The 22113-nt window shown below is 37.1% G+C and carries 26 protein-coding genes; 11 read left to right on the top strand and 15 right to left on the bottom strand.

Annotated features, from left to right (window positions below; genetic code table 11):
* Positions 1–5 precede the first annotated feature (5 nt).
* From NSED_RS01905 to NSED_RS01895, 3 genes are read left to right on the top strand one after another with little or no spacing between them, the layout of a single operon-like run.
* Positions 6–179, top strand: coding sequence for a protein translocase SEC61 complex subunit gamma (locus NSED_RS01905; protein WP_014964557.1), 174 nt, complete (start codon positions 6–8; stop codon positions 177–179).
* A gap of 1 nt (position 180) precedes the next feature.
* On the top strand, positions 181–639 hold the full coding sequence (locus NSED_RS01900) for a transcription elongation factor Spt5 (protein ID WP_016940047.1): 459 nt from the start codon (positions 181–183) through the stop codon (positions 637–639).
* A 35-nt stretch (positions 640–674) separates the two neighbouring features.
* Positions 675–1154, top strand: coding sequence for a 50S ribosomal protein L11 (locus tag NSED_RS01895; protein WP_014964555.1), 480 nt, complete (start codon positions 675–677; stop codon positions 1152–1154).
* On the opposite strand, the gene NSED_RS01890 is transcribed toward NSED_RS01895, so the two are convergent.
* Positions 1155–1586 carry an Lrp/AsnC family transcriptional regulator gene (locus tag NSED_RS01890; protein WP_193353275.1) on the bottom strand — a complete coding sequence of 144 codons (432 nt, stop codon included), beginning with the start codon at positions 1584–1586 and terminating at the stop codon, positions 1155–1157.
* 191 nt (positions 1587–1777) lie between these two features.
* On the opposite strand from NSED_RS01890, the gene NSED_RS01885 reads away from it, so the two are divergent.
* From NSED_RS01885 to NSED_RS01870, 4 genes are all read left to right on the top strand, one after another.
* Positions 1778–2440 carry a 50S ribosomal protein L1 gene (locus tag NSED_RS01885; RefSeq protein ID WP_014964553.1) on the top strand — a complete coding sequence of 221 codons (663 nt, stop codon included), beginning with the start codon at positions 1778–1780 and terminating at the stop codon, positions 2438–2440.
* Positions 2433–3299: a 50S ribosomal protein L10 gene (locus NSED_RS01880; protein ID WP_014964552.1), complete on the top strand. Its 867-nt coding sequence runs from the start codon at positions 2433–2435 to the stop codon at positions 3297–3299. The genes NSED_RS01885 and NSED_RS01880 overlap by 8 nt, the downstream gene beginning before the upstream one ends.
* Before the next feature lie 105 nt (positions 3300–3404).
* A complete protein-coding gene (locus NSED_RS01875) occupies positions 3405–3626 on the top strand; it encodes a hypothetical protein (RefSeq protein WP_014964551.1) in 222 nt (73 codons plus the stop codon).
* A gap of 60 nt (positions 3627–3686) precedes the next feature.
* On the top strand, positions 3687–3905 hold the full coding sequence (locus NSED_RS01870) for a hypothetical protein (RefSeq protein WP_014964550.1): 219 nt from the start codon (positions 3687–3689) through the stop codon (positions 3903–3905).
* Positions 3906–3907: 2 nt separating this feature from the next.
* Here the strand turns inward: NSED_RS01870 and NSED_RS01865 are convergent, their stop codons facing one another.
* The 4 genes from NSED_RS01865 to NSED_RS01850 all read right to left on the bottom strand — a co-directional run bounded on the left by NSED_RS01865 (position 3908) and on the right by NSED_RS01850 (position 6677).
* Positions 3908–4543, bottom strand: coding sequence for a trimeric intracellular cation channel family protein (locus tag NSED_RS01865; protein WP_026090021.1), 636 nt, complete (start codon positions 4541–4543; stop codon positions 3908–3910).
* Positions 4544–4609: 66 nt separating this feature from the next.
* Positions 4610–4909, bottom strand: a complete 300-nt coding sequence (rpl12p, locus tag NSED_RS01860) for a 50S ribosomal protein P1 (RefSeq protein WP_014964548.1) — start codon at positions 4907–4909, stop codon at positions 4610–4612.
* A 59-nt stretch (positions 4910–4968) separates the two neighbouring features.
* Positions 4969–5478 carry a hypothetical protein gene (locus NSED_RS01855; protein WP_014964547.1) on the bottom strand — a complete coding sequence of 170 codons (510 nt, stop codon included), beginning with the start codon at positions 5476–5478 and terminating at the stop codon, positions 4969–4971.
* 191 nt (positions 5479–5669) lie between these two features.
* Positions 5670–6677, bottom strand: coding sequence for a TIGR00341 family protein (locus NSED_RS01850; RefSeq protein ID WP_014964546.1), 1008 nt, complete (start codon positions 6675–6677; stop codon positions 5670–5672).
* Between the two features lie 219 nt (positions 6678–6896).
* Here NSED_RS01850 and alaS point away from each other — a divergent pair, with 219 nt between their 5' ends.
* From alaS to NSED_RS01830, 4 genes are all read left to right on the top strand, one after another.
* Complete coding sequence (gene alaS, locus NSED_RS01845) at positions 6897–9566, top strand: alanine--tRNA ligase (protein ID WP_014964545.1); 2670 nt, start codon at positions 6897–6899, stop codon at positions 9564–9566.
* A 4-nt stretch (positions 9567–9570) separates the two neighbouring features.
* Complete coding sequence (gene leuS / locus NSED_RS01840) at positions 9571–12435, top strand: leucine--tRNA ligase (RefSeq protein ID WP_014964544.1); 2865 nt, start codon at positions 9571–9573, stop codon at positions 12433–12435.
* A 183-nt stretch (positions 12436–12618) separates the two neighbouring features.
* Entirely contained in the window at positions 12619–15192 is a 2574-nt protein-coding gene (locus tag NSED_RS01835; protein ID WP_237737698.1) for a head decoration protein, read from the top strand.
* Between the two features lie 41 nt (positions 15193–15233).
* On the top strand, positions 15234–16463 hold the full coding sequence (locus NSED_RS01830; RefSeq protein WP_016940046.1) for a hypothetical protein: 1230 nt from the start codon (positions 15234–15236) through the stop codon (positions 16461–16463).
* Between the two features lie 273 nt (positions 16464–16736).
* Here the strand turns inward: NSED_RS01830 and NSED_RS01825 are convergent, their stop codons facing one another.
* The 10 genes from NSED_RS01825 to NSED_RS01780 all read right to left on the bottom strand — a co-directional run bounded on the left by NSED_RS01825 (position 16737) and on the right by NSED_RS01780 (position 21816).
* Positions 16737–17123 (bottom strand): hypothetical protein, encoded by a 387-nt coding sequence (locus NSED_RS01825; protein ID WP_014964541.1) that lies wholly within the window; start codon positions 17121–17123, stop codon positions 16737–16739.
* A 121-nt stretch (positions 17124–17244) separates the two neighbouring features.
* Positions 17245–18027, bottom strand: a complete 783-nt coding sequence (locus tag NSED_RS01820) for a thermonuclease family protein (RefSeq protein WP_014964540.1) — start codon at positions 18025–18027, stop codon at positions 17245–17247.
* Between the two features lie 3 nt (positions 18028–18030).
* Positions 18031–18447 (bottom strand): zinc-ribbon domain-containing protein, encoded by a 417-nt coding sequence (locus NSED_RS01815; RefSeq protein ID WP_014964539.1) that lies wholly within the window; start codon positions 18445–18447, stop codon positions 18031–18033.
* Between the two features lie 429 nt (positions 18448–18876).
* Entirely contained in the window at positions 18877–19191 is a 315-nt protein-coding gene (locus tag NSED_RS01810; RefSeq protein ID WP_014964538.1) for a hypothetical protein, read from the bottom strand.
* Between the two features lie 19 nt (positions 19192–19210).
* Positions 19211–19393 (bottom strand): hypothetical protein, encoded by a 183-nt coding sequence (locus NSED_RS01805; protein WP_014964537.1) that lies wholly within the window; start codon positions 19391–19393, stop codon positions 19211–19213.
* A 36-nt stretch (positions 19394–19429) separates the two neighbouring features.
* Positions 19430–20101, bottom strand: coding sequence for a TIGR00266 family protein (locus NSED_RS01800; protein WP_014964536.1), 672 nt, complete (start codon positions 20099–20101; stop codon positions 19430–19432).
* 25 nt (positions 20102–20126) lie between these two features.
* Entirely contained in the window at positions 20127–20366 is a 240-nt protein-coding gene (locus NSED_RS01795) for a hypothetical protein (RefSeq protein ID WP_014964535.1), read from the bottom strand.
* On the bottom strand, positions 20356–20556 hold the full coding sequence (locus NSED_RS01790) for a hypothetical protein (protein ID WP_014964534.1): 201 nt from the start codon (positions 20554–20556) through the stop codon (positions 20356–20358). The genes NSED_RS01795 and NSED_RS01790 overlap by 11 nt, the downstream gene beginning before the upstream one ends.
* 401 nt (positions 20557–20957) lie before the next feature.
* A complete protein-coding gene (locus NSED_RS01785; RefSeq protein ID WP_014964532.1) occupies positions 20958–21170 on the bottom strand; it encodes a hypothetical protein in 213 nt (70 codons plus the stop codon).
* A gap of 43 nt (positions 21171–21213) precedes the next feature.
* Complete coding sequence (locus NSED_RS01780) at positions 21214–21816, bottom strand: nitroreductase family protein (RefSeq protein ID WP_026090020.1); 603 nt, start codon at positions 21814–21816, stop codon at positions 21214–21216.
* Positions 21817–22113: the final 297 nt, after the last annotated feature.

The raw sequence follows: 22113 nt of genomic DNA, 5'->3' as shown, positions 1-22113 counted from the left end.
CAGCAATGAACCCTAAGCAGACTGTCAAGAACATGGCCAACACTATGAAAATGGCCAAGAAGCCTGACAGAGATGAGTATTCACAGCATCTTAGACTTGTTTTGTTAGGAATAGCAGGAGTAGGAGCTATTGGTTTTACAATTCAGTTTGTCTTTTCGGTAATTACATTTGGTAGGTAACATGTCAGAAGAAATCAAATCACATTTGTTTGCAATAAGAACCACAGGAGGACAAGAAAAAGTGGTAATGAGGTTATTAGAAGCTAAAGCCAATGCAAATCAGATCAACATTCAATCCGTATTTTGGGTAAGTGATCTAAAAGGCTATGTCGTCATTGAAGCAGTCAATCCAAGTGATGCATACTTGGCAGTAGAAGGTGTAAGGCACATCAGAGGTCAATTAAGAGGAGAATTGGAATTCAAAGACATTGAAGGATATCTAATCAAGAAATCAACAGTTTCACAATTAACAGTCGATGATGTAGTAGAGATTACAGGAGGTCCATTCAAGGGAATGAAGGCAACAATTACGAGAATTGATGTCGACAAGGAAGAGGCAACTGTAGTGCTACTAGATGCATCATACCAATTACCAGTCACAGTAGACGCAAACTATCTAAAGCTGTCTAGTGAGGCTTAGGAAGGATTAAATTTTCATTTAGAGTCTGATTTAACATGGGAGAACAAAAAGTATCATCACTTGTAACCGGCGGAGGAGCATCAGCAGGTCCACCTTTGGGTCCAGCACTAGGTCCTCTAGGAGTCAACATCATGGAAGTCATCAATTCAATTAATGAAAAGACAAAAGACTTTGAAGGAATGAAAGTTCCAGTTACAGTAATCGTTGATACGGATACAAAAAGTTATGATATCGAAATCGGAATTCCATCAGCTGCTGCACTAATCATGAAGGAAGCTGGAATTCAGAAAGGCTCAGGTACATCTGGCACTGAATGGGCAGGCGATGTTACAATGGATTCGGTACTCAAAGTCGCAAACACAAAACTAGACAAATCTTATGCTTCATCACTAAAATCAGTTGCAAAGACAATCATTGGAACATGTCTTGCATTAGGAGTCAAAGTGGAAGGAAAGACTCCAAAAGAAATCACTGCCGAAATTAACGAAGGCAAGTGGGATGAGAAATTCCAATAATTATTGAATCAGATAGACAGGATCTTTATCGGTTTTTTGTAGTTCTACAAAGGTCTCAGTATTTTGAATGCCTTCAATTTTTCCGATTTTTTCAATTACAATAGAGTGAAGTGCTTCAAGGTTCTTGGCATAAACCTGAATCATAATGTCAAACCTGCCTGTGACCTCCGAAATGGAAACCACCTCAGGAGTCTCCAGGAATTTCTTGTGGATGGAATCCTTTAGTTTTGGATCTCGATTAATCCCGACATTTGCTTTTACTCCTATTCCCAAGAGAGAATCATCGATTTCGATGGTGAATTTCTTGATGAGCTTCTTTTTCATCAGTCTCTTAATTCGGCTATACAGCACTGAGGCATTAATTCCAAGTTTTTTCGATAGGGTAGGAACAGAAATGGAGCCATCTTTAGTTAATTCATAAAGTAATTTCATATCTAATTCATCAAAACGATGCAACGTATTCGAAAAACATGGTTCTGATTTAATATATGTAGGTTTTCAGCAATATTTGCACCTTATTTGTAATAATTTTAGCAAAAATTTGTAATTTTTTAAAATAAATGGTTGGCAAAAAACTCAATCTCTAAACGATTTTAAGTAGGTTTTCTAGAAATTGTTTCGTAATGATTACAGAGGCTCAGCTAGTTGATCTTGTAAAAGAGGCAAAAGCTGCAACAAAAGAGAGAAAATTCAAACAATCCGTAGAACTGATCATTACTTTCAAAGATATTGATGTAAAGAAAGGATTTGCAATTAACGAAGTAGTTCAATTACCAAAGACCAGCTCTCCTGCAACTGTATGTATTATTGCAACAGGAGAGATGAACCAAAAAGCAAAAGCTGCAAAAGCAGATTCAGTAATCGGAACAGAAGAGTTGGAAAAATTTGGAACTAACAAAAGAGAGTCTAGAAAATTCATTAACAAATATGATTTCTTCTTAGCAGATACCAAAGTAATGCCAACTGTCGGTAAAACTTTGGGTCAACTTTTAGGTCCAAGGGGAAAAATGCCAACACCGGTTCCGTTTGATGCATCCATTGAAGCATTCTTGCAAAGATTCAGATCATGCATCAAAGTTAGAACAAGAGCATCACTATCTATCTCATCAAAGATTGGTGATGTAACTATGGAAGATTCAGATTTGGCAATTAATGCACATGCAGTTCTCAATGCAATTGAAAAGAAATTACCAAACGGTGAGAAAAATATCAAAAAGATTTTAATTAAAACTACAATGGGCAAGCCAATCAAACAAGCACAAGAGGTTAAGAAGAAATTTGCATGAAAATAGAACTTCTTATCCTAAAAGAAAAACCCAGATGTACCAACAACTACTAGAGCTACCAAAAAAATACAAAGTTGTATCAATTATCCAGATGAGAAAAGTTCGTTCAACTCAAATTTTACCATTAAGAAAAACACTCAAGGGTCAAGTGGAATTTGTCTGTGTCAAAGATAAAGTTGCAGTAAAAGCACTTGAGACATTAGACGTTCCAGGAATCAAAGACCTGATTGATGATTTGAAAGGTCAGATAATGTTCATATTTACAGACATGTCACCATTCAAGCTAAACGTTCTTCTTGCCAAAAACAAGATCATGATGGCAGCAAGAGGCGGAGATGTTGCAAGTGTCGACATTGTAGTCCCTGCAAAAAATACGGGAATTGCACCAGGACCAATGCTTACTGAATTCAAAGAGGCAGGAATCCCAACAAAGATTGATCAAGGAACAATTTGGATTGCAAAGGACAGTACTCCAGTTGAAAAAGGAGGAGTAATCAATGAAAAATTAGCATCAATTCTAGGTAAATTAGATATCAAGCCAGTAGAGGCAGGAATTTCACTTTATTCAGCATTAGAAGACGGCCTAAAGTATGCAGAAGCAGAAATGGTAATCGATGTTGAGAAGATTAGAGATTCTTTTGCACAAGCACACCAAGAAGCAGTATCATTGTCAATCGAGGCAGCATACGTTACTGCAGACAACATCTCACAAATACTTGGCAAAGCATCACAATATGCCCGCTCTTTGTCTATCGAATCTGGATTCATGACAGATGAGACAAAAGAGCAAATCTTGCAAAAAGCAGATGCACAAGCAAAAGCAGTTGCAAGTCAAGCAAAAGACTACACACCTGCATAATTTCTCAAGGACTAACCAGTCTACAAATCAGCAAACAATTTTCTCCGTAATTAGAAATTTTATGTATTGTAAGATAATCTACTTTTTATAATCTAATTTTGTCTAATGAACAGATTGAAGATCATAGTAAAAAACGGTGAATCAGTTAAAGTGTATCGCGATGCTAGTGATGTATCGGTTTTACCAAAAAGCAAACTAGTTAAAACATTTGCAGAGGATGGTTCTTTAATTGAAGAATTCAAACTTGTCGATAAGAAAATTACATTAGATGATGACTTTGACAAGGACGAAACTGAGATCATAGTAACTTTGGATGTTAGAAAATAATCCTAATGTTTAGATTTTAAAAGTAGAATGCTTTATGAGCATCATTACTGAAGAAGCAAAATGGATCAAAAAGACATAGACGAGATACTAAACCACGTAAAGCAAAAGTTCGATGAGGAAGTACCAGGAATTGTAAAGATGGTAATACGCAAAAAGATGATTAGTAGATTCCGAGAGTATGATGCACATACCATGCCAGAGTCGATGAGAAATTGCAGTGTTGAGAATTTGATTGATATTATACAACAAGGAATAGAGTCAGGCAAACTCAGACTATAGAACTAGTCTAATTCTCTAACCTTTGGTAAATTCCAGTTAAACTTCATTGCCAATAATCTAATTCCAGTTCCCACAACAATTCCTAGTATAGACGCAATCTGAATGTCCACACCTGAAGATAATATTGCATAAAACACTACAATTCCAATGATGCTTGCAATGGCATACACCTCTTTTACAAATACTATAGGAATCTCTCGAACAAAGACATCTCGTAATATTCCACCACCGATAGCTGTAATCATTCCGCCAAAGAGCATTGGAAGAAATTCTAATCCTACCACTTGGTATGCAATTGATGCGCCCAAAATTGAAAACACACCCAACCCAACTGCATCAAAGACCAACCAGACATTCATTTGTTTTTGGAGTCGTCTAAACAAAAAGAACATCACAACTCCAACCAATACTGTCAATGATACATAGATAGGATCAGAGAAGGCAGTTGGAAATCTTCCAAAGATAACATCACGTGTTACACCACCACCAACACCAACTACAGTAGCTAGAACAATGATTCCAAAAATATCTGCCTTGTGTGCAATTGCTTTAGAAGCTCCCGTAACTGCAAAAGCTATCGTACCCAAGTAATCGAGAATACTGATAAAGCCATCTATGGGAAAAGAAAAATCAACCAATCAATATAAAGTGGGATCTAGGAGTAATTAAGATTAACAAAATTAAATTGATAAAAGAAAAGTTGTTTAGCCAAATAAGGAAGACAATCCTTCCATGGCTGCTTCTTCGTTTTTAGGTTCTTCTTTCTTCTCCTCTTTTGCCGGTGCTGCTGCTGCGTCTGCTGCCGGTGCTGCGGCTGCTGCAACTGCTACTGGTGCGGCTTTAACTGCCTCATCGATGTTAACATCGGCTAAGGCTGCGACTAGAGATTTAACTTGGGCTTCATTTACTTCAGCACCAGATGCTTTGACAACTGATGTGAGGTTTGCCTCGTTAACTTCTTTGTCTAGTTTATGAAGAAGTAAAGCAGCGTAAACATATTCCATTGTATCGAGATTTTCTTACTGGATAATATAAAACTATGGAGAACTCACGCCTGAAAAACTCAGTTCAGAATTTTCAGACTTCGACAAACAGCATACACTGTTCGTTTCAGATTTGGATCAGTCAAAGTGTCCTTTCTTTGTCGCAAAACTCGTTTTGCCTCATCCCTTTCGGAGCCTTCAGGTAATGACAAGACAGCATTGAAAAATTCAGGTAATGATTCACGAATCCAGCCATCTAGCATTGCGTAGATTTTTGGAGGAATAATATCACACTTGTCAACATCAAGATCTAGCACTTCGGCATAATTTTCATGCTCTACTCTATACACCAAAGCCAGAATTACATTGTCAGGATTTGGATGTTCAAGGATTTCTCTTGAGCGCTCACCGGTCTTTCCTTGAGCAATCTTGTTTTTGAGTCCTATTGGATTTACAATCACTCCGTTGACTCCTACTTTTCTTCCATCAACTCCGGTAACTACGCCGAAAATAAAGTCATTAAACTCGCCATTTTTTTTAATTGAGAAAATATGAGTTCCTTCTTTTAGTTGAGGTTTCCTGCCAAACATAAAATCACTATATCTTGTAGTGTATTTAATGTATCATTAATCGACAATTCTTAATGTTTCACAAATATTTGCAGATTTTATCATCTCATTTGATACTGGGATAAAAAGTTGAAATTTTTACAATGAAAGCAATTACAATTCTTATCCAATTGCCAAATTCATTTTAGAATCAGGGTTTTTCTGAACGAGGTTTAGATTTCCGGCTTTAAAGACAAAAATCCTAGCAAAATACTCAGCCCAATGAAAATAGATATTGTAACTATCATATGTTTTTGGGCCTTTTCTTTTTCGTAGAACTTTCTTGGAGTAACCCCACCAACGAAAAAGACAACCATCATACCTAAAACTAATCCTATAATATTTGCCGCAGTAAGTGTAAACGCACTAAAGAAAATATCAAAATCCCATAACGCGATTCCGATACCTGCAACAGTTGCAGGAGGTACTAAAGCAGCTGCAATAGCTACACCTACAAGAATTCCAGGAATGTTTGTAGAAAGTGCAATTCCACCTGCCAATCCAAGTGCAATTGCAACTGCCAAGAACACCGGAGACATTTCAGTTCTTGATAAAATTTCGTTTGTTAACGGCAGATCCGTAAACTGAAGTGCAATTAGTGTTAACAGTGCACCTGTACCAATTACTGCCGATAATAGAGCAAGTCCTGAAATAAATGACTTGAACATTTTGTCTGTTTTGCCAACTGCAGTGCTAAATGAAAAAGCGGAAAGTGGTCCTAATAATGGAGAAATCAGCATTGCGCCAATAACCAATGAAGCATTATTTGCAAACAACCCCACAACTGCAACGCTTGCAGCAATGATAATCATGAAAAGTAGATTTCTGTTAAATTTTACGCTTGGTTCAATTATGGATTCGTATTCTTCAATTAGTTTTTTCTTTTTTACTTTGACTTGTTTTGTTTCAAGTTCTTTGATATAGTTTGAAATGTAATCAGATAGCGTAGCTTCGATTACAAAACTTGTGACATAGAGATCTTTTGTTCTGGTGTCTATGATTTTATTTAATTCATCGGTTAATCCATTTGCCAACGAGTCAGGACAGATTGCAGTGTATCGTAGCAATTTTTGATTATCTGACATTGTCAATTCCGAATGAAACGGAATCTTGTATTTTTTTAAAGTGAATTCGATGCTTTGGCTTTGCTGATCATAACAGATTACCTCAATCTTTCTCAATTTTACACCATACTTTTTGGGAGGATGTCTTTATTTATCATTTGAGATTATCAGCAATGACATTCATGTTAGAATTTGTCATCTCAATCAGAAGATCACAATGACTAGATTGTGGCAATCTATCAATTCAACTTTGTATCCCATTGCATTTTCTATTGTAATTTCTTTGACCGATTTCTCATCGGTAATTCTTAATATTGGTCTCTAGCAGGCTTGTCGTTGGATAAAAAAGAGATTCTAAAAGAGTTTTCAGCAGATCCTGATAGATACTATAATGTCAAATTATTCTCAGAGCAGGGGTTTGTCAGAAAATCTTGTGCAAAATGTGGCAGATTCTTTTGGACTCTAAATGCAGATAGGAATTTGTGTCCTGATGATGGAACAGACACATACTCTTTCATCGGCGAGCCTCCAACTAGCAAGAGATTTGATTATACGCAATCATGGAAACAAGTCGAAGAGTTTTTTGTAAAAAACAATCACACTTCAGTTTCCAGATATCCAGTAGTTTGCAGATGGCGAGACGATCTGTTTTTTACAATTGCATCAGTTGTTGATTTTCAAAGAGTGATGGGAAGCAAAGTAGTCTTTGAGTTTCCTGCAAACCCACTTGTAGTTCCGCAGACTTGTTTGCGATTCAAGGACTTGGAAAATGTCGGAGTAACGGGAAGACACTTTTCAAGCTTTTGTATGATTGGACAGCACAGTGTTCCGGACTTGGGGGGATACTGGAAAGATGAATGCGTTGATTTGGACTTTAGATTACTCACTGATCAGTTTGGAATTAAAAAAGAAGAAGTCGTCTTTGTAGAGGACGTGTGGGCAGGTGGTGGATCTTTTGGACCATCACTGGAATACTTTGTCAGGGGACTGGAGCTTGGAAATGCAGTGTTTACAGAATTTCAGGGGGAGCTTGGAAAACACACCACACTTGATCAGCGAGTCATAGACATGGGTGCAGGACTTGAGAGGTTTGCATGGATTACAATGGGAACACCAACTGCATATGACTGCTGTTTTGGTCCAATCAATCAAAAGTTGTTTGAAAAAGTTGGAATTGATTCTGATTCAGAAATTTTGAGAAAATACTTTACAGAGATTGCAAAGGAGATTGATCACTATGATGATTTGAATCAAGTAAGACGTCTTGCAGTAAAAAATGCAGGAATTACAGATGAGCAGCTAAACAAAATGATCACACCCCTTGAAGGAGTATATCTAATTGCAGATCATTTGCGAACTCTAATCTTTGCAATTACTGATGGTGCACTGCCATCAAATGTCGGGGGCGGATACAATCTCAGAATGATGCTGCGAAGAATCAATGGAACAATTAACAGATTGAATCTAAAGCTAGACATTGATGATTTGATTGATACTCACATTGACTATCTCAAGGATACATATCCAGAACTAGATGAGAAACGAGATGACGTCAAGAAAATACTCAAGCTGGAATCTGCAAGATACGAGGATTCCAAAGTTCACATGAAGAAAAAGGCAGAAAAGATTCGCGAGAGAGGCGTGCCAACAGTTGATGAACTCATTACACTGTACGAATCAGACGGTATCACGCCTGAATACCTCAAAGAAGTTGATGCAATATCTGAAATCCCATCACAATTTTACTCAAAACTATCTGATCTGCACCAGTCTGAAAAGAAAAAGGCAATAGCAGAACTTCCACTGGAATCATTGCCTGAAACTGAGACTCTATTTTACAAAGATGACCCAATGGAGTTTGAAGCCAAAGTTCTCAAGGTATTTGATGACCAAGTAGTATTAGATAGAACTTCATTTTACGCAAGAGGTGGAGGACAAGAGCCAGACTATGGGACTATTGCAGGATTCAAGGTAGTTAACGTAGACAAACATGCAAACATTATTGTTCACAAGCTAGAAGGAGGAGTTCCAAAAGAAGGCGAGACTGTACAATGTAAGGTTGATGAAACAAGACGCGCAAACATTACAAAAAACCATACCAGTACTCACATACTAAACGCATCATCGAGAAAAATTTTGGGTTCATGGATTTGGCAGCACTCTGCATTCAAAGAAGATGATCATGCCAGACTAGACATTACACACCATTCATCACTAACTAATGAGCAAGTAAAAGAAATTGAAGATGCTGCAAACTCTATGGTAAAACAGAACCTTACAGTAAGCATCGATTACTATGACAGGGGAACTGCAGAGCAGACATACGGTTTTAGAATTTACCAGGGCGGCGTAGTCCCAGTAAAGTCAGTAAGAATTGTATCAATTGAAGATCAGGATGTAGAGGCATGTGGTGGAACACATGTAAAGAAGACTGGAGATATCGAACTAATCAAAATTACAAAGACTAAACGAATTCAAGACGGAGTGGTTCGTCTAGAGTTTGTTTCAGGTCCTACCGCATTTGAGTATGTAAAACAGCAAGAAGAAGAATCTAAAAAACAAGCTGAAGAGGCAAAACAAAAAGAGCAGTTAGAAAAACAGCGAGAGGAAAACAAAGCCAAAGCTAGAGAGCAGATTCCTATACTACTAGAGAAGATTCTAGCTGGAGAATCAACAGAGTCAGATGGAATCAGCACCAAAGGAAAATTGTGTTTTACATCAAGTGAGAATTTTGATGAGTATTTCCATCAGAATTTTGGTAAAAAGCTAGTTGCCAAGGATAGTACCGCTGCATTTTGCGGAATTTTTGAATCAGGGCCAACCATTCGAATAATGGTGCATGCAGGGGCAGAATCAGGTATCAATTCAGGCGAGATTGCCAAGGAGATAGCCTCAATTTTGGGCGGCTCTGGCGGAGGAGATGCCAAATTTGCCCAAGGGGGAGGAAAAGACACATCTAAAAAAGACGAGGCAATAGCCAAAGCAAAATCAATGATTTTAGGATAATACTATGATAAATTGGAACGAACTAGAAACTAAATGGCGAAACAAGTGGATTGAATCAAAAGACTTTGAGACAAATCCAAATGAGAAACCAAAAAAATTCATTACAGTTGCATATCCATATCCAAACTCTCCCCAACACATTGGACACGGACGAACATACACACTAGCTGATGTTCATGCAAGATATTATCGAATGCAAGGGTACAACGTATTGTTCCCAATGGGATTCCATTATACCGGAACTCCCGTACTTGGGATGGCAAAGAGAATTGAAGCTGGAGAAAAAGAGATTCTTGATGGATTGAGAAACATCTACCACGTTCCAGAAGAAGACATCAAAACATTTGTTGAACCAATAAAGATTGCAGATTATTTCCATGAAGAGATAAAGTCTGGAATGATTGAGATGGGCTATTCCATTGACTGGAGACGAGAGTTTACTACTATAGTTCCAGGCTATCAGAAGTTTATCGAGTGGCAGATTACTACACTTAAAGAAAACGGCAGAATCATTCAGGGGAGTCATCCAGTTGGATGGTGTCCCAAAGATCAGAATCCCGTATCACAACATGACACAATGGGAGATGTAGAACCAAAAATTGATGAGAAGAACTTTTTGATCAAATTCAAGCTTGGAGAATTTATTTTCCCAGTAACTACACTGCGACCTGAAACAATTTTTGGAATTACAAACTTGTGGGTCAACCCAAATGTAACATACAAAAAAGTTTCAGTGGATGATGAGAAATGGATCATTTCTGAGGAATGTGCACACAAAATAGAATTCTTTGAAAAGCAAGTTAGCGTAATAGGAGATATTTCAGGCAGTGAAATAATTGGACAAAATGCCATCAATCATGATGGACGGAAGATTCCAATATTGCCTGCTGAATTTGTAGAACCTAGCATGGGCACTGGATTAGTAATGTCAGTACCAGCTCACGCACCAAAAGACTATCAGGCATTGATGGATTTGAAGGCTGCAAATCACGAATTAGCCACAAAAATTGAGCCTATTCCGATTATAGTTACAGAAGGATATGATGTTTATCCTGCAAAACAGATTTGTGAGAAACTAGGAGTTTCAGACCAGTCAGATGAAAAGCTAGAAGAGGCTACAAAGGAATTATACCTCAAAGAGTTTACCGATGGAAAACTAAATGAAAAGTGTGGACAATTCAACAATGAAAAGGTCCAGTTTGGACGAGACAAAATCAGAGCATGGCTCCAAGAAAATAAAACACTAGAAAAATTCCCAGTGCTTGAGAATTCTCCAGTGCACTGCAGATGTGGAGCAGAATGTGTTGTTAAAGTATTGAATAACCAATGGTTTCTCAATTATGGAGATGAATCATGGAAAGCACTTGCTCGCAATTGCTTTGACGAGATGAATATTCTACCAAGTAACATCAGAACAGAGTTCAAAGAAGTAATTGATTGGTTGCACGAGAGAGCATGTGCAAGACAACAGGGACTGGGAACTAAGCTTCCATGGGATAAAGACTGGATTGTAGAGTCATTGTCTGATAGTGTAATTTACATGGCATACTATACCATTTCACGATTTGTAAATGATGGAACTGTACAACCTGAGAATTTGACTCCAGAGTTCTTTGATTACATTTTATTAGATAAAGGAGATTTGTCGTTAGCTGCAAGTACATCAAAACTTTCTGAAGATATTATTGAAACAATGAAGAAAGAGTTCCAATACTTCTATCCAGTTGATTCAAGACATTCAGGTAGAGATTTGGTACAGAACCATTTGTCATTTTTTGTGTTAAATCACGTTGCAATATTTGAGAAAAAATTCTGGCCGCAAGAAATTGTTGTCAATGGTAGTGTAATGATGGATGGTGCTAAAATGTCAAAGAGTATGGGAAATATCATTCCACTACGAACTGCAATCAGAGACCATGGTGCAGATCCAATTAGATTGGCAATAATTTCATCAGCTGAGCTACTCCAGGATGCTGATTTTAACATGGAATCAGTTTATGGTATTCAAAACAAGCTTGCATCTCTTTTAGATGAATGCTCTAGGCTCAAAAATGAGCCAATTTCCGAGTTACAGGCAGAAGATAGATGGATTTTATCCAAATTACAGAGCATGATTGGTACAGTTACTGAATCCCTAGAAAAAATGAGACTAAGGGAAGGATTGCACGAGATTTTGTTTTCATTCGAATCTGACTTGAGCTGGTACAACAAAAGAACAGAAGCTAAAGAGAGAAAAGATGTTTCAGGAATATTGTATAAAATAAATTCTGCACGAGTTGCAATGTTGTCTCCATTTGCACCACACATAGCTGAGGAAATGTGGGAGAAGCTTGGAAATGATAATCAGGTATCAAAATCAGCATGGCCTGTTTATTCTAAAGATGAAATGGATGCAACGTCAATTCAATCAGAGAATTTACTAAAATCAACCATAGATGATATTGCAAATATTCTCAAGGTTACAAAAATTACTCCAAAGAAGATTGTACTCTATGTAAACTCAGATGATTTAAAATCCAAAGTGTATCGCAAAGTATTGAGTATCATGGTAGGAGGTCAAAACAACATGGGAGTTGTAATGAAGGAGTTAATTGCAGATCCTGAAACTACAGAGGCCAAAAAAATGCCAGACTATATTCAAAAAGTGATCAAAGATTTGCATTCAGAGTCTGAAGAAATTAAAAATATGAAGCTTGAATCAGATGATTTCAATGAAAAAGAATTTTTGAAATCTGAATTATCCAGTATTGGAAAGAAAGAGTTTGGAGTGGAGATAGAAGTGTATTCAGAGTCAGATGGCGACATTTATGATCCAAAAGGAAAGGCAAGACATGCAAGACCTTTCAAGCCTGCAATACTAATTGAATAGTTTTTAAAATGATAAAATTTGGGTAATCAGTTCTCTTTGACGGCCTACATTTCCCAAAAGTGGATATTTCATCTAATAAAACTCTGATAAAATCTAATAGTCACCTCATTTCATAATGAACGACTTGGATATGAAAATAGAGTTATTGTTTTTTTAGTGTTAATAGGATTTCATACTTATGGTATGGCATATGCGGATCCTCAGATTACAATAGATGAAGCAGTTGCACAAACAGATCCCCCATTTACCATTAATGATAGTGCCAGTACTGTTTTATTCAGAATCCTCAGTGATGGTCAAGTCATTATTGATCAATTTCTCCAATTATCTGGTGCAGGTCTTACTCAGGTTAGAACATATGTGTTCCCTGATTCATCTGGCACTGTTGTCTTAGAAGATACAAGTCAAACACTGACATCAAAGAATATTGATGCCGATTCTAATACTATTACTAATATTGATGATTCTGAAATCAAAACAGGAGCAAACATTGCTCTATCAAAACTAGCTACTGATCCTCTGGCAAGAGCAAGTCATACTGGCACTCAAACAGCTTCAACAATTTCAGATTTTGACAATCAAGTTATTCTATCAAGACTAGACCAAATGACATCTCCCACATCTGATGTATCCCTTAACAATCAAAAGATTACAAATCTTGCAGACCCTACAGCATCTACTGATGCTGCAACAAAAAATTATGTTGATGCAACAAGTCAGGGGTTGGATATTAAGCAATCTGTCAGAGTTGCAACGACTACTGCAGGAACTTTTGCAAGTGATTTTGAAAATGGTGATACAATAGATGGCGTGGTATTAGCAACAGGCAATAGAATTTTAATTAAAAACCAAGCATCAGGAGAAGAAAATGGTATTTACACAATAAATGTTAGTGGTGCTCCCACAAGAGCTACTGACGCGGATGTTTCTGCAGAAGTTACACCTGGAATGTTTTGTTTTGTTAGGGAAGGAACTGTAAATGCAGACTTTGGATTTGTTTTGGCTACAGATGATCCAATAACTCTCGATACAACCCCCCTTGTATTTACGCAGTTTTCTGGAGTTCCAATTGGTGAAACTAACACTTCAAGTAACACTCTGGCAGACGATGCAACACGATTTGGATTGGCAAATGCAAAATCTGGAGTAGATTTGCCTTTCAAAGTTCTCAAAGAAGGCTCTAACATTGATTTAACCACAGATGCAGATCAAGTGATAGTTACAGTTACTGGTGCAGAACTTTCTGTAAACAAGAATGCAGCTTCAGGATATGCTGGATTGGATGGCAGTTCACGAATTGATAAAGCACAATCTCCATCTGATACTGTTTACACTGATGATGGACAGACATTGACTACAAAAACAATCGATGCTGATTCCAATACTCTTACAAATATTGATAATAATGAAATAAAATCAAACGCAGGAATTGATTGGACTAAGATTTCAAAGACAGGATCATCTGTACATGATATTGCAAATGTAACTAATGTGGGATGTGCAGCAGGTCAAGTTCTAAAAGCATCGGCAGGTTCATGGATATGTGCAAATGATGTTGAAGGTGTTACTTCAATAAATGGGGATGCTTCTGCTGCACAAGTTTTCTCAGGTACTTCAGGTAATGTGACTATTACAGACACAGGTGCAGGTACTTTGCAATTTAATACAGGACACAATATTGTTACAACTGGAGATTCTGCACAAACAATTACAAAAAGTCTTACACTTGATTCAGCAATTTTAGGTGGAAATCTAAATGCAAATAGTTTTACGATAAATAACTGGAACGTTGCAACAATTACTGGTACGGCTACACTTACTACCAATAATGAAGTTGTTCTACTAAATCCTTCCACAACGGCATTTACAGTAAACTTACCTGATGCCACTGGAAATACTGGAAAGCATTACAGATTCCATTATGTTTCAACAACTGGAACTCCAGTAACCATTGATGGGGAATCTTCAGATACAATTAATGGAGCATTAACAATCAAAATGAAAAATCCATACGCGATATTGGATATGTATAGTGATGGAACAAATTGGGTTGCTGTTTACAATGATTTGATTTATGGTAGAGAAAACAATGTCATCATATCTGATGATTTCTTATCAGGTCCAGGCACAGCTACAGGAATTGGCGCTCAAAGTACACTTCGATGGACCAGCGCAGGAGTAGGCACTGAAACTGGATTATTTATTGATGGAGAATTGGATCATTTGGGAATCAAAAGATTGGGCACTGGCGCAACTAGTGGAAATGATCATGATTTCTTTTTGGGTAGTACTCCTACATTGAATAATTTTGATGCCGATAACCCATTTGATTTGACCTTTATTGTAAGACCAACAACAGCTATATCCACTGTAACTTATAGAGTAGGGGCAAATCTGAATACTGTTTCAGCAAGTGAGTTAACAAGCGAAAATGCAATGTTTCTTTTTGATACTACTGGATCTTCTACTGGAGCTGACACAACGCATTGGGTTTGTAGAACGAGAAGTTCAGGAGGTACTGATCAAACTACTGCAACTTCAAGTACTGTGACATTAAACCAATGGTATAACCTTCGTATCCTAAAAGACGGAGGTACCATAAGATTTCTAATAAATGATGTTAATGTATGTAATCACTCTGCACAAATTCCAACAAGTGCACTAAGCCCATTTGTAACCATTGACACATTTGCAGGTTCTGCAAGATCCATGGATATTGACTACTTTAAAGGAAGTTGGATTATGAGTGGAAGATAAATTGAAAAACAATAATCTGTCAATTATTTTATGAATAAAATATGATTAATAATATTTTTTCTTCCAAATCGGAACAAATTGTTTGTATAGCATTATTTTCAATTTCGTTATTTTTTACTTCTAATTTTACATTTGCAGAAATAACAGTAGATGAAATTAATGTTTCATCAAACAGTTTTAGGTTATTCTTTAACACCCCATTTACTTTTGAAACTATGATTGCTCAAAACAATGGAATAACACTACAATTAACTGAATCATCAGAATCTCGAAAATATAATTTTTTTAGAAATAGTTCTCCTGTATCTTATGATGTCCGTCTCACATCTATCTCAGACACACAAATTGATTTCACTATTGATACTGCTGGATTAACTGATAAAAGATTGACTGTTACTGGAACTGAATTATCGGCAGTAAAACTAAACAATGCTTTGTCAAATGACTGGTCTTTTAGTGGTGGAATAAACACAATTGATGTGAATTCTGCTTCCACGGTTTCATTATTTTTTAACCCCCTTCCAACATCTCCTTCATCTGGAGGTGGTAGTGGAGGAGATAAATCAAAACCCTCAATTTCAAACATTTCAAATTCTCTAGAAGGTGTTGAAGATTTGCTTGATTCAAAAATAATTTTGGAAGTAGGCCAACCTACTACCATTTCTATGATGGTTAGAGAGAATCAAGGAATCAATAATTTAGAACATGTTTCACTTTATCTAGATACTAGGCAACCTGATCTTAGTCGAGACTTTAAGACTACTCATATTAGATGGGAAAAAAACAACCCTCTTTCAATAAACAATCCTTCGAATATGTTGGATAGTGCAAATATTGTGGCCACTCCTATAGATGCCGTCAACACCAAAATTGAAATTGAATTTTCATTTGCAGTTCCATTAGATAGTGTATATTTACATCTGGTAATATGGGATTTATCTAGAAATCAAATTCAACAGGACTATCCTGATGCAATACAAGTAGTTCCATCAAAGATTTTACAAACTAAATCAGAAACGGATTCAGAAAACGTTGAACCCAAAATGGATCCAGAACCTATCTTTTCATGGCAAGTGTTTAATCGCTGGGCAGGATATTCCTCAGAAGTAACCTCTGATAAAGAATTTTTATCTCATCTTGGAATAGAAGGTAATAAAATCCCAATTTGGATGAAAAATCAAAATGCAAAGTGGGTCAAAGAGGGACTAATAACACAACAGAATTTCTTGGATGCAATAAACAACCTGTATGAACGTAAAATTATTCAATAAATCTAGAGAAATACGGATTTGGGGTTAAATTTCAGGCAGAGAATAAAATTTCATTGTTAATTTTGTAGGGGCCTTGAACTAATTTGACAAGTCACCTCGAGGGCCTATGCAATTTGGTTTAAGAATTTCACATTCAAAAATTACTCTATGATAGAATTTAGTGAGTTTCTAAATCAAGTTGGAAAGACAGGAAATCCTTGGATAGATTACCATATCATCATGGGAAAAATGTGGTCATACGAGAAAAAATAAAAAATAAAAGAGAACTAAAAACTACAAGTGTTTGTATTTTTTAGAAACCTCAATTTTTACAACAAAAGAGGCAATACTCAAATCAATATGAGTAATGCTCTTCTCTATCTGCATTCTATCTTTGTAAGAGAGCCCATCAACAAGAGATTCTTGTAATCGTGCTCGCTGAAATTCTAATCTCAGCAGTTGTTTGTCAAACCAATCTTTGTTAGAATGAGATTGTTCCTTACGAATCTCAGAATACCAAGATTCAATGTCTTTGTTGATTGTGTTTCTATTTACATCAAGCATTTTTGCAATTTGTACTGCAGAATATCCTTGTTCAAAATGCAATTCAAAGACTTTGATTTTTCGGTCTTCTTGTTGTTGTTTGGTGTATGGTCCTCCCATTTTTTGGATTTGTGCCATACAATACATAGAACATACTTGATTAAGAGAACTAATTTTTTCTCGGGGTTAGGTTGAGATAAGAAATAGTTCTTTTATAGTAGATTCGAAAATTTTTCAAAAGTTGCATAGTTCTGCATAGTTATGATTCACAACCAATCCCATCTTTATCCCCATCAAACCTATGAGGATCAGGCTGCAATACTGTAAATCTCTTGTACGGAATGTCTCCACAGTCTAAATCTGGAGGTGGAGATAGAATACAAAAGTCTGGATACGACAAATCACAATTACTGATTTCTGATTTTAAAGATTCAGTCTTGGTTGCAGCACAGCCGTATTTTACAGCCCAATCCTCACCTAAAAACTCTGATGTGTCACAATATCGAGTCAAAATATTGGCAAGACCATTAGATAGCAGTATTTCATTGATTACTCCGCCTTCACAGTAAACTTTGCCCAACATTCTATCATAGACATCATATGGCTGCAAGTCATCCTGGTCTACTGTAATGATACTTCCAACAGGACAATGCATGGCAGTAAATGCTGCAGCCTCTTGGAATCGAGGTTCATTTTTCTCAGGAGTATTAGTTAGTGATAGACGAATCTTGTAATTTTTTGTGTAAATTGTATCGCCATCAACTATTTTTGTAACTGTTTCTGTAATACATTTTGCAGTACCAGAGCAATCAGGTGTTTGTATCATCGGAGGTTTTGTATCTCTAATTGTGGTACAACTAGCAAACTCCCATGTACCACCATTTGATAGACAATCAATCTTTTCTTTGTTCTCATCAGGGGGTGCAACTCCTATGATGTCTACTCTTTTGTCTTGCCAAGTGTCAGTTGGAAAAGATGCAAAGATTGCAATAGAGCCAATAATTCCTACGATAACAATTCCAATAATTATTACTGGTTTCAATTTCTACCAGGGAGCTTTGCCTGTTTTTTCCAAGACATCGTTATATTTTCTACATTGCTTACGTGCATCAAAGATTACCCATATTGCAAATGGAATCAATATGACCAACCCTATTCCATATGTAAAAATTGCAACAATCAAAAGAATAATTCCTACAATCAATATGCCAATTCCTTTTCCTAGTTGTCCCAAGTAGAGATGTCCAATTCCTCCAAATCCAAATAATCCCAGAACTATTGTAAGTACAAGTGTAGTTCCTTCTGATTTCCATTCAGGCGTTCTCTGAAATCCAGATGGAGTGGTATTTGAAGCAGGTTTCTCTGTGTTTGGATTAGCAAAATCATTTAGTGAAGTTCCACATTTTGGGCAAAACTGTGTATCTTCTTCTTTAATGTCAAAACCACATTTAGTACAATCCACTAATTACTTAATTTTTGTATGAACTTAAGCATATCTTTGAACATCAAAAATTCAATCACCATACAAAAAGCAATCACTGTACCTAGAATCCAACATACATTGCGATGAGTTTAGTCTTGTTGGGAAATTATTGTTCTAAATTTTAGATGTGGACTTGACGGGTCTTCGATTCCCATCTAGCCCACAAAGAACGACATTTCTAAAGGGATAAAAATCATCTGAGAACCAAAAGAATTCACGCATAATTCTGAAATCGCGGTTAAATACAAATTTTGTATAACTACGCTATGATTCAATTAAAAAATAAGAACATATTCAAATCCATTCAGAGCAAATGGGAAAAGTTAGAGGCCCCTGACCAAGAATGGGAAGAGATAGAAGAATAGTCAGAGTTTGAAACCAGATTGCCAAGCCTTTTGGCAATTACAATCAGAGGTCCAGTAATTTTTGCTCTAGCTGATCCATATTCTCATCACCACATTGATCAGCAGTAATAGTGGCACAGAATTCCCTTACCTCAACGAACGCATCAAGGCATGATTGCAGTTCTTCATCACTAAGATTCTCTGCACTGCATGCAATCATCATTGCATCATAGTTTATTGCAAACTGCTCTAGCATCCACTTTTGAGTATCCATGCTTTCCATAATGTCAAAATCAGACACGCTTGTTCCAAAGTAAACAATCCCTGCAAGTATTGGCAGAATCAAGAGAAATTTTAGTTTAGATTTTACAATAGACATTTAATTCACAGTTCCAGTTTTAATCAAATTTTTCCCAGCATTTTGCAGCGCCACAAATAGAGCACTTTGCCTTTTCATTCCATTTCTCAAATGATTTGCCAGAGGGAATTCTCACAGTTGTTATTCTCTGACATCCAGTGCACTGCACCTTAACTGAGACGTTTCCAGTGTTGTCATTTACAAAAAAATCTTTGAATCCCATTTCTAATTCACTACAAACTACACAAATAATTGTATTCTAGTTTCTTTTGGGCAAAAACGGAATCAGTGCACGGACAAACTCCATGATGTTCTTAGTCTGCAGGTATACGGTGCCAGGCCCCACAATCTCAATTACTAGTGCATCTCCCCCAAACAGTGTAGTCTTCATGCTGCCATGCTTTGTGACCCTGTATCCCGCAGTAGAGCTCAGGGCAACTAGCTGATAGTTGTCCAGTATCATCTTCTCGCCGGATCCGAGTTGTTTTTTCAAAATTCCGCCCCATCCGTTGACAAACATTTTGCCAGCACCTACAGTCTTTAGCATAAACAGATTGCTTCCAAAGATGCCCTTGGTGAACCCCTGCCATGCAGTGTCCAGTGTCACATCGGTTGTAGAGCCGACAAAAGAGCCGGACTGGACGATAAACTCCTCATCTACATCAATTACCTCAATGTCTCCTAGCATGTTTCCAGTAAGGCCTAGCTTGCAGTCGTCTTCTTCTGCGATAAACTCATTTACAAAAAATGATTCGCCACCAAGGGCTGCAGCTTTGAGGGATTTGAAAAATCCGCCCTTTCTCATCCTGGTTTCAGTTACAATGTTTCCTTTCATGTATACCATTGCAGCAGCTTCTGCAGTAATTTTCTCATTTTTGTTTAGCGAAAACTCAATTAGACCCATCGGGTTTTTTACAATCTCATATTCCAATGAATGCTTTTTCAAAAACTACAAGTTAAGAGTTTTGGAGAGTTTTCAGAGTGTTTTCATATTGTGAAAACTCGTCAAGCTCTTCTATCTTCATTATTTGGATAAGGTTTACTGCCTCATCAATTAGTTTGGCTAGCCGTCTTGTGGACTGGTCATATTCCTTGTCTTTGTTTTCCATCTCTTCTAACCTACTTTTGAAGAACTCTATGCGGCCAAGCTTGTACTGTAACTCATCAGTTAGAATTTTAATTGATTCAGGCTTCATGTTCTCGCTCCTGCTTTATCTTGGCAATTACATCTCGGACCAGCTCCTCGTCTTTTACAACTAGCTCCTGGAGTTTGATCTTGTATTGTTCATCTCCCCATTTGTCCTGATCAAACATCTCCTTGACCAGTTTTACTATTTCAGATTTGTTTCTCTGGTGGTCTCGTTTTGCAAGTTCTGCACCTTCCATAATTTCTTCTCATCAATTCTAAACTTAAAGATATTGAAATCTGAGAAAAAAAGTGATTCAAATAATACTTGTTTTGTAAATTTTTGTTAATTTAACGAATAGAAATCCATGTGGAATGTTATCTGGATAATGGCAGCAAAGAAAAAAGCAGCAGCTAAAACAACAGCTAAAACAACAGCTAAAAAAACAGCAGCTAAAACGACAAAAAAAGCTTCAAAAAAGAAATAGTCTTTTGAAGCTCGTTTTTTTATCTAGATGCATTCCAAAACAGAATCAATTATTCATATTGTTTAAATCCAAGAATTCCAACCCACACTTGCAATGAGTTACAACAGTAACGCACCAGACGAATACGACGATTTTGATGAGTCAGAATCAGACTATGAGGATTGAGAAAATCCTCATTTTTTCTCCTTTAGAATGCCAATGATTTCATTATTGCTTTTCATCCAGGTTTTCAGGTATGCGTAAAACAGAGTCTCCAAGTCATCTACCATTCCCGTAAGCTTTGGGTCAGCGCGTATTGCTGCAAGCTGCTCATCAAGATTATCCAAAATTACTTTTAGTCCCTGGTTTGAGGTCTCTAGTTTTTTGATTGCCTCCTCAGTCCCCATGAAATTGTTATCACTTTATAATAATAAAAGATATTCCTACAAGCTAAAAATGATTCTCAAATGCGACCTGATTCAATGGCAACTGGCCGCCACGTTCTGCTGCATCTTCTGCTCTTTTCCCAACTACTACCATCATTACTATTACGTGGCTCTCGGGAAGTTTGATCACATCAGCTAGTTCATCGTACTCGAATCCAACCATAGGACAAGAGTCCAGTCCCATCTGTCTTGCTGCAAGCATTATTGTCTGAGCTGCCATCCCACAAGAACGGATTGCCTCATCTCGTTGGTTCTGCGGATTATCTTTGTACTTTCTCTCAAGGGCGGCCTTTACCGTCTCTTGTTTTTCTGCAGGATGATTCTTCCAGTAACGCAGCGGGTCAGTTCTCCATGCAGTTGTATCACCGCACAGCACTATAACCAAAGAGCCGTCTCTTGGTTGGGCCTGTCCTCTTGCTGCAACTGAAATTTTTTCCTTTACAGACTGATCAGTAGCATAGACAAATCTCCAGTTCTGTTGGTTGTAGCTAGTAGGTGCCAAGATAACATGGCTCAATAATTTCTGGACATCATCACTGCTCATTGTATATGTGCTGTCAAATTTTTTGATTGCACGGCGAGTCTCTATAGCTTCGAAGACGTCCATGACAACAGCAAAAATTACCTAAATTTAATGTAAATGAAAAGGCAATTGAGCTTAAGATCAGCGCCGAAAAAGCGCCGATGACAGCTCCTAGCTTAAGATCAGAAACCGCAGGTTTTCTGATGACAGCGACTTGTCTTAAGGCCTGAAACGATTGTTCTCAGACGACAGACTCACCTTTTCACATTATTCCTAGTGTGAATTTCATATTTAATCCTCACTATCTTTTCATACTAGGAATAATTTACCTGAACAAAATCAGATAGTGTATTTATTAGGCACAGGCTGACTGCAAACATC

This window comes from Candidatus Nitrosopumilus sediminis, assembly GCF_000299395.1.
Lineage (GTDB): Archaea > Thermoproteota > Nitrososphaeria > Nitrososphaerales > Nitrosopumilaceae > Nitrosopumilus > Nitrosopumilus sediminis.
This window is presented reverse-complemented; position numbering and strand designations above follow the sequence as displayed.